The organism is Frankia sp. AiPa1 (genome assembly GCF_023243075.1).
Taxonomy (GTDB): Bacteria; Actinomycetota; Actinomycetes; order Frankiales; family Frankiaceae; genus Frankia.
On the sequence record NZ_JALKFZ020000066.1, the window covers coordinates 1 to 6,887 of the forward strand.

The following is a 6,887-nucleotide window of genomic DNA, read 5'->3' on the forward strand; positions in this document are numbered from 1 at the left end:
AGTAGGTCGCCGCCGGACTTATACAGGTTGTGGGGCTGTCCCGTTTTCGGGGCGGCCCTTCACCTGTTTCTGGGATTCTCCGCCTGGGGCCTGCCGGTGCGCTCGCCGCGCCGCAGTGGATGCTGACGGTACCGATCTCCTCGCTTCAGGTGATATTTTCGACCGAATCCCAAGATCGGGTGGCGCCCAACTAGGTGGACGTCCTACTGTCGGAGGACGGAACATCGGTTGTGTGGGCCCGACTGGCCCGCACCCGCTTCAGCGGAGGCGCCGCGATGCCATCCCTCGATCAGCACGTTGCGCCGGTCACCGTCCCCTCGGCTGCCGGCCAGTCGGTCACGAACCCGTCCGCGCATGTGGGCCCGCGTGCTGTCGGCGCGCTCCAGATCGGGACGGACGGGCTGCACGTACCGGTTCATCCGGTTCGCATCGTCACGGCGGCCGCGCTGTTTGACGGGCACGACGCGGCGATCAACATCATGCGGCGGCTACTGCAGGCCCAGGGCGCGGAGGTCATCCATCTGGGTCATGACCGCAGCGTGGACGAGATCGTGACGGCCGCGATACAGGAAGACGTCCAGGGCGTGGCGATCTCGTCGTACCAGGGCGGCCACGTCGAGTACTTCAGCTATCTGGTGCAGCGGCTGCGGGAGCGCGGCGCGGGCCACGTCCGGGTGTTCGGCGGTGGCGGCGGGGTGATTGTCCCTGCGGAGATCGAACTCCTGCAGTCCCGTGGTGTGACCAAGATCTTTTCTCCGCAGGATGGGCAGGCCATGGGGCTCGCCGCGATGATTAACACGATCATTCGGCTGTGCGACATGGACCTTGCTGCGGACGGTCCGAGGATCGAGGAGATCGTCGAGGGCCAGCAGGGTGCGCTCGCCCGGGCCATCACGGTGCTGAGCGGCGAGCGGTCCGACAACGGGCACGCCACCGAGCTTGCCGCGGCACTGCGGGCGCAGGCGTTGCGGTGTCCGCCGATGCCGGTCCTGGGAATCACGGGTACCGGCGGCTCGGGAAAGTCCTCGCTCACCGACGAGTTGCTCCGGCGCTTCCAGCAGGACCAGGGCGGCCGGCTGCGGATCGCTGTTCTGGCTGTCGATCCGTCCCGGCGGCGCGGCGGCGGTGCGCTGCTCGGCGACCGGATTCGCATGAACGCTTTGGCCGCCACGACCACTGCCGCGACCCCCGCACCCGCGCCCTTGGCCGCCGACGTCACCGGCGCGAATCCGGACGCGGGAGCCGGCGTAGTGCCTGCTGGACCGGTCTTCTTCCGCTCGCTGGCGACCCGCGGTGCCGGCAGCGAGATCCCCGCCTCGGTGCGGGAAAGCATCGTTGCCTGTCGGGCCGCGGGCTATGACCTGGTGATTCTCGAGACGCCCGGCATTGGCCAGGGCGACGCGGCGGTCGCCGAACACAGCGACGTCGCCCTGTACGTGATGACACCCGAGTACGGCGCCGCGTCCCAGCTGGAAAAGATCGAGATGCTCGATGTGGCGGATGTCGTCGCGGTGAACAAGTTCGAGCGTCGGGGTGCTGAGGACGCCCGCCGCGACGTGGCCCGCCAGCTGCTGCGCAACCGGGAGGCGTTCGACCGCACCTGGGCGGACATGCCGGTCTTCGGAACGTCCGCGGCCCGGTTCCACGACGACGGCGTGACCGCGCTCTACCAGCATCTGCTCGGGCTGCTGCGGGAGCGTGGCCTGCGGGCCGCCGGGCCGGGCGCGCTGGCGCCGGTGGACATCCATGCCTCCAGCGGGCTGCGTACCCTCATCCCGCCGGCACGGGCCCGCTACTTGGCGGAGATCGCCGACACCGTGCGGGCCTACCACCGGGAAACAGACCGGCAGGCCCAGCTCGCCCGGCACTGCCAGCATCTCGCCACCGCCGAGGTCGCCATCGACGCCGAGATCGCCACGAGCCTCGGGGGGCCGCGCGGTACCGGCGCCGTGCCCGCGTCCGAGCCTGGGCCGTCGGCCGCCGCGGGGACTGTGTCCGCGGCCGCTGTCGGGGCTCCGGCGTCGGGGGGAGGCGGGGATACGGGGTTCATCGAGGCCGGGCTTGTGCGGCGGCTGCGGGAACGGGCCGAGGCCGATCTGGAGCCATGGGCGAGGGAACTCCTGGCCCAGTGGCCACGGACCGTTGCGGAACGTCGGGCTGACGAGCTGACGTATCAGGTCCGCGGCCGGGATGTGCACACGCCGCTGTGGCGCACGACGCTTGCCGGCAGTCGGGTTCCGCGGGTGGCGGTGCCGGACATCGACGACGATGCCAGCCTGCTGCGATTTCTCCGCCGGGAGAACCTGCCGGGAGCCTTTCCGTACACGGCGGGGTGCTATCCGTTTCGACGGGTCGGAGAGGCCCCCGCGCGGATGTTCGCCGGGGAGGGCGATCCGGCGCGGACGAACCGACGGTTCCACCTGCTGTCCGCCGGCTCGCCGGCGACTCGGCTGTCCACCGCCTTCGACTCGGTGACGCTGTATGGCCGCGATCCCGCCGCCCCCCCGGACATCTATGGCAAGATCGGCACGTCGGGGGTGTCGGTCGCGACGCTGGACGACATGTCGGCGCTGTTCGAGGGCTTTGACCTGTGCGACCCGGCGACCAGTGTGTCCATGACGATCAACGGGCCGGCGCCGGCCATCCTCGCCATGTTCCTCACCACGGCGATTGATCAGCAGCGTGACGCGTTCACGGCCGCGAACGGTCGCGCGCCCGACGACGCCGAGGGGGAGGAGATCGCCGCACGGGCGCTTTCCACCGTCCGCGGCACCGTGCAGGCGGACATCCTCAAGGAGGATCAAGGGCAGAACACCTGCATCTTCTCCACCGACTTCGCACTGCGGGCGATGGCCGACGTACAGGAATGGTTCATCGCCCATAATGTCCGGAACTTCTACTCCGTCTCGATCTCCGGATATCACATCGCCGAAGCCGGGGCGAATCCCATCACCCAGCTGGCGTTCACGCTGGCGAACGGTTTCACCTATGTCGAGGCCTATCTGGCCCGCGGAATGCGCATCGACGACTTCGCCCCGAACCTGTCGTTCTTCTTCTCGAACGGAATGGACGCGGAGTACACGGTGATCGGGCGGGTGGCCCGCCGGCTGTGGGCGGTGGCCATGCGCGACCGGTACGGCGCCGGTGCCCGCTCCCAGATGCTCAAATACCACGTCCAGACCTCCGGGCGCTCGCTGCACGCCCAGGAAATGGACTTCAACGACATCAGAACCACACTGCAGGCGCTGTGTGCCCTCTACGACAACTGCAACAGCCTGCACACCAACGCCTACGACGAGGCAGTGACCACGCCGACGGAAAGCTCGGTGCGCCGCGCTCTCGCCATTCAGATGATCATCGGCGAGGAGTGGGGCCTTTCGGCCAACGAGAACCCGCTGCAGGGCTCGTTCGTGGTCGACGAACTCACCGACCTCGTCGAGGAGGCGGTGCTTGCCGAGTTCGAACGGATCAGCGACCGTGGCGGCGTGCTGGGCGCGATGGAGACCGGTTACCAGCGCGGCCGGATCCAGGACGAGTCGATGCTCTACGAGCGGCGCAAGCACGACGGAAGCCTGCCGATCATCGGAGTAAACACGTTCCGGGCCCAGTCGCCCCCCGCGGGCGCCGATTCCGACGACACCGGTCAGGCGGGCGGGCGGCCCCTGGAACTCGCCCGAGCGACCGAGACGGAGAAGCGCTCCCAGCTCGATCGACTGGGCGCCTTCCAGCGCCAGCACGCGGCCGAGTCCGGGCCGGCACTGGCCCAACTACGCACCGCCGCCGCCGGCGACGGAAACGTCTTCGCCGCTCTGATGAACGCGGTGCGGGTGTGCTCGCTGGGCCAGATCACTGACGCGTTCTTCGACGCCGGAGGGCAATATCGTCGCAATGTGTAATTCCAGTCACCGAGAGGTGGAGGGGGGCGACGCGTAATCCGCCGACACTGCTGAATCTTTGCCTACGGGTCCGTCCTGGGGTGCAATGGACGCTGACCGTCGGCCGTGACGGTCCCCGACCGGCGGTCGGGCGGGAGACCTCCCCCCAAACGCAGGAGCGACCGAAGCCGTGGCCACCCCCAAACCGCTGCCCACCGATCCCATCGCGGAGGCCCGGCGGCACTGGGTCGCCCATGGCTGGGGTGAGGTTGCGGACGGTATGGCGGCGGTCACCTCGCTGATGCGGGCGCAGCAGATCGTGCTTGCCCGGGTCGACGAGGTTCTCCGTCCCCTGGACCTGACCTTCGCGCGCTACGAGCTGCTCATGCTGCTGTTGTTCTCCCGGCGCGGCTCACTGCCGCTGAACAAGATTGGAAGTCGGCTGCAGGTCCATCCGACCAGCGTCACCAGCGCCGTCGACCGGCTGGAGGCCCGCGGGCAGGTCCGGCGCAACCCGCATCCCACGGACCGGCGGGCCATCCTCGCCGAGATCACCGAGGAGGGGCGGGCCACCGCTCTCGCCGCGACGCAGAAGCTCAACGACATCGTCTTCGCCGACCCGGGCCTGGGTGACGGCGGCGTGCGCACCCTCATCGCGCTGCTCACGGACCTGCGTCGGGCCGCCGGCGACTTCTGAAGCCCAACCGCCGGGCCGCCACGGCTCGCGGCCCACCACGTCAGCTCGCTCGCGACCGGCGCGCTCTTCGCCGACCACGGCCGACCACACAGGACACCGACCACAGGACACCGACCACAGGACATCGATGCCGCCCCCGCTGCCCGCCTCCTTCCGAGCCTGGCCCGATCCCGATCTCTCTACGCTTACGCCCACCGCCGAGAGCCGGTCCCGGCACAGACCGCCCCAGGACGGGCAGGCACATCACGGGCAGGCACATCACGGGCGCAGTCGGAGCATCCGGGCCGCAGGGCACGGGCATCGAGGAGGCGACGGGCTGGTGCTGCTCGGCGGGTCGCCGCTACGCCTGGTCACGCTCTCGGCCGGCGGGCGGCGGGCGTTCGCGGCGCTGCGTGGCGGAGCCACCGTAGGGGCGGCCGGGCCCGGGGCGGACGTCCTGGGTCGTCGGCTGGTCGAGGCCGGACTCCTGCATCCCCTCCCGCCGCCGCAGGACCCCGCCCGGGACCGGATCACCGCGGTCGTCCCGGTCCGCGACGGCGAAGGCCGGATCGGCCCGCTGGTCGCGGCGCTGCGCGGCGAGTGCGCCGAGGTCATCGTCGTCGACGACGGCTCCCGGGACGAGACCGCGGCACAGGCCGAGGCGGCGGGTGCCCGGGTCCTGCGACACGACCGCTCGCGGGGGCCGGGGGCGGCACGCACCACCGGCAGCCGGGCCGCCGGCACCGACCTGATCGCCTTCTGCGACGCGGACGTCCATCCCGTCCCCGGCTGGTTGGATCGGCTGGCGGTACATCTCGCCGATCCGGCGGTCGTCGCGGTTGCGCCGAGGGTCTCCTCTCCCGTGCCGCCAGGCCGGCCTGCGGGCCTGCGCCACCGATACGAGGCGGACCGCTCGCCCCTTGACCTCGGGGCCCGTGGCGCGGCGGTCCATCCCGGCAGTCGGGTGTCCTACGTGCCGACGGCGGCGCTGCTTATCCGGCGCGACCACGTCGACTTCGACCCGGCGCTGCGCCATGGCGAGGACGTCGACCTGGTCTGGCGGTTGCTGGCGGCAGGGCACTGCGTGCGGTACGAGCCGGCGGCCGTGGTCCGCCACGAGCCGCGCGCGTCCTGGTCCGCCTGGGCACGCCAGCGCCACGACTACGGTTCGTCGGCGGCGCGGCTCGCCCGCCGGCATCCGGGCCCGCTGCGCCCGTCCGGTGCGGCCGCCGGGACGGTGCTGGCCGCGGGCGTGCTCGCCGTGCGCCCCGACCGGGTCGGCGTGGGCCTCACCGGGATGATCGTGGCCGGCGCCGGCATCCAGACCGCGGCGCGGCTGTCCCGACGGCTGTCCCGGGTCGAAGGACGGGCTGGTGTCGTGCTGGCCCTGACCGCGCGGCAACGTCGTCGCGGGCTGCTGTTCGCCGCCGAGACCGCGCGACGCACCTGGCTGCCGGTGCTGGTCGGCGCCGCCGGCTGCCGGGCAGGACGGCTGCTCCTCGTCTCCGTCGCGCTGCCGCTGGTGCACGAGTGGTGGGTCCGGCGACCAGCCGTCGGGCTGGTGCCGTATGTGCTGGTGCGGCTGATGGACGACAGCGCCTACAGCGTCGGCGTGTGGGCCGGCTGCCTGGCCGAACGGTCGCTCACGCCATTGCTGCCCGCCCGGCCCCGCCGGCCGTGGGCCGGTCGGTCACGGGAAGCGTCAGTGTGATCGGCAGATCCACGGACATCGGCGTCGCCGGGCTACCCTTTTACCCTGTGACCTACCTCGACCATGCGGCGACGACGCCGATGCGGCCGGAAGCGCTCGCCGTGTACACAGCGGTGCTCGCCACCACCGGCAACGCCTCGTCGTTGCACGCCAGCGGTCGCCGGGCGCGCCGTGTCGTCGAGGAGTCGCGCGAGTCGCTGGCCGCGATGCTCGGCGCCCGACCGTCCGACGTGGTGTTCACCGCCGGTGGCACGGAGAGCGACAACCTGGCGCTCAAAGGTCTGTACTGGGCGCGCCGGGCAGCCGATCCGGCGCGGCGGCGTATCCTGGTCAGCGCGGTCGAGCACCGCGCGGTGCTCGACACGGTCGACTGGCTCGGCGCGGCCCAGGGCGCCACGGTGGAGCTGCTCGAGGTCGACGGGCTCGGCCTGGTGCACCCGGAGACGCTGGAGGCCGCGATCCGCCGTGACCCGGCGTCCGTCGCCGTCGTCTCGGTGATGTGGGCGAACAGCGAGGTCGGAACGGTGCAGCCGGTCGCGCGTCTGGCGGCCGTGGGGGGGGGGGGGGGGGGGGGGGGGGGGGGGGGGGGGGGGGGGGGGGGGGGGGGGGGGGGGGGGGGGGGGGG

General features: G+C 71.7%; 4 protein-coding genes. All 4 read left to right on the top strand.

What is annotated here, in order from left to right:
* Positions 1-275: 275 nt before the first annotated feature.
* On the top strand, positions 276-3,896 hold the full coding sequence (locus MXD95_RS07200; protein WP_250639763.1) for a methylmalonyl-CoA mutase family protein: 3,621 nt from the start codon (positions 276-278) through the stop codon (positions 3,894-3,896).
* Positions 3,897-4,065: 169 nt separating this feature from the next.
* The gene (locus MXD95_RS07205) at positions 4,066-4,572 is read left to right on the top strand and encodes a MarR family winged helix-turn-helix transcriptional regulator (RefSeq protein WP_250639764.1); all 507 of its coding nucleotides are present in this window, start codon (positions 4,066-4,068) and stop codon (positions 4,570-4,572) included.
* Positions 4,573-4,891: 319 nt separating this feature from the next.
* Entirely contained in the window at positions 4,892-6,262 is a 1,371-nt protein-coding gene (mftF, locus tag MXD95_RS07210; RefSeq protein ID WP_250639766.1) for a mycofactocin biosynthesis glycosyltransferase MftF, read from the top strand.
* A gap of 47 nt (positions 6,263-6,309) precedes the next feature.
* Positions 6,310-6,887, top strand: a 578-nt coding sequence (locus tag MXD95_RS07215; RefSeq protein WP_250639767.1) for a cysteine desulfurase family protein, incomplete at its 3' end; no start/stop codon positions are given.

What these genes read in the sequence shown, in the direction of transcription:
- MXD95_RS07200 (WP_250639763.1), top strand. Translation starts at nt 276, where the DNA reads ATGCCATCCCTCGATCAGCACGTTGCGCCGGTCACCGTCCCCTCGGCT.